Below are 1,948 nucleotides of genomic sequence, written 5' to 3'. Positions count from 1 at the left end.
ACAAATCATACCGAATAATAGATTTTATCGGTTGACGGTTGGGGCTCGGTTGGTCTACATTCCATTAAACCAACACTTTTCGGAACCTTGCGTTCCGTTTTATTAACCGGAGACACCCCATGAGCGAACACGACCCCGCCCCGGCCGCCCCCGCCACCGACCTCGCCGGCCCCCAGGCCATGACCCCCTCCGAGGCCTTCGTCGAAACCCTCGCCGCCAACGGCGTCTCCGACATGTTCGGCATCATGGGCTCCGCCTTCATGGACGCCATGGACATCTTCGCCCCCGCCGGCATCCGTCTGATTCCGGTGGTCCACGAGCAGGGCGCCGGCCACATGGCCGATGGCTACGCCCGCGTCTCCGGCCGCCACGGCGTGGTGATCGGACAGAACGGCCCCGGCATCAGCAACTGCGTCACCGCCATCGCCGCCGCTTACTGGGCCCACAGCCCCGTGGTGATCGTCACGCCGGAGGCCGGCACCATGGGCATCGGCCTGGGCGGCTTTCAGGAAGCCAGGCAGTTGCCGATGTTCCAGGAGTTCACCAAATATCAGGGCCACGTCACCCACCCCGCCCGCATGGCCGAATTCACCGGACGGTGCTTTGACCGCGCAATGGCCGAGATGGGCCCCACGCAGCTGAACATCCCGCGCGACTACTTCTACGGCCAGATCAAGGCCGAGATTCCCCAGCCCCAGCGCCTGGACCGCGGCGCGGGCGGCGAGCAGCGTCTGAACGAAGCGGCCGAGCTGCTCGCGACGGCGCGCTTTCCGGTCATCATCTCCGGCGGCGGCGTGGTCATGGCCGATGCCATCGAGGAGTGCAAGGCGCTCGCCGAGCGGCTCGGCGCGCCCGTGGTCAACAGCTACCTGCACAACGACTCGTTCCCCGCGAGCCACCCGCTGTGGTGCGGCCCGCTCGGCTATCAGGGCTCCAAGGCCGCCATGAAGCTGCTCGCGCGCGCCGACGTGGTGATCGCGCTCGGCTCGCGCCTCGGGCCCTTCGGCACCCTGCCCCAGCACGGCATGGACTACTGGCCCAAGAACGCCAAGATCATCCAGATCGACGCCGATCACAAGATGCTCGGGCTGGTCAAGAAGATCACCGTGGGCATTTGCGGCGACGCCAAGGCCGCCGCGGTCGCCCTCACCCAGCGCCTGAGCGGCCGCACGCTTGCCTGCGACGCCTCGCGCGAGGACCGCGCCGGCCAGATCCGCGCCGAGCAGGCCGCCTGGGAGAAGGAGCTCGACGAGTGGACCCACGAGCGCGACCCCTACAGCCTCGACATGATCGAGGAGCAGAAGCACGAGCGCACCCCGGGCGGCGGGACCTATCTGCACCCGCGCCAGGTGCTGCGCGAGCTCGAGAAGGCCATGCCCGAGGACGTGATGGTCTCCACCGACATCGGCAACATCAACTCGGTCGCCAACAGCTACCTGCGCTTCGAGAAGCCGCGCAGCTTCTTCGCCGCCATGAGCTGGGGCAACTGCGGCTACGCGTTTCCGACCATCATCGGCGCGAAGGTGGCCGCGCCCCACCGGCCCGCGGTCTCCTACGCCGGCGACGGCGCCTGGGGCATGAGCCTGATGGAAACCATGACCTGCGTGCGCCACAACATTCCCGTCACCGCCGTGGTGTTCCACAACCGCCAGTGGGGTGCCGAGAAGAAGAACCAGGTCGACTTCTACAACCGCCGCTTCGTCGCGGGCGAGCTCGACAACCAGAGCTTTGCCGAGATCGGCCGGGCGATGGGCGCCGAGGGCATCGTCGTCGACCGGCTGGAGGATGTCGGCCCGGCACTGAAGCGCGCCATCGATCTGCAGATGAACCACGGCAAGACCACCATCATCGAGATCATGTGCACCCGCGAACTGGGCGATCCGTTCCGCCGTGACGCGCTCGCCAAGCCCGTGCGCACCCTCGACAAGTACAAGGACTATGTCTGAGC

1 protein-coding gene is annotated in these 1,948 nt (G+C 66.9%); it reads left to right on the top strand.

Annotated features, from left to right (window positions below; all coding sequences use genetic code 11):
- The first annotated feature begins 119 nt into the window (after window positions 1-119).
- Window positions 120-1,946: a sulfoacetaldehyde acetyltransferase gene (xsc, locus tag BG61_RS38280; RefSeq protein ID WP_035943549.1), complete on the top strand. Its 1,827-nt coding sequence runs from the start codon at window positions 120-122 to the stop codon at window positions 1,944-1,946.
- Window positions 1,947-1,948: the final 2 nt, after the last annotated feature.

This window comes from Caballeronia glathei, from assembly GCF_000698595.1.
In the GTDB taxonomy this organism is placed as follows: Bacteria; Pseudomonadota; Gammaproteobacteria; order Burkholderiales; family Burkholderiaceae; genus Caballeronia; species Caballeronia glathei.
This window is presented reverse-complemented; position numbering and strand designations above follow the sequence as displayed.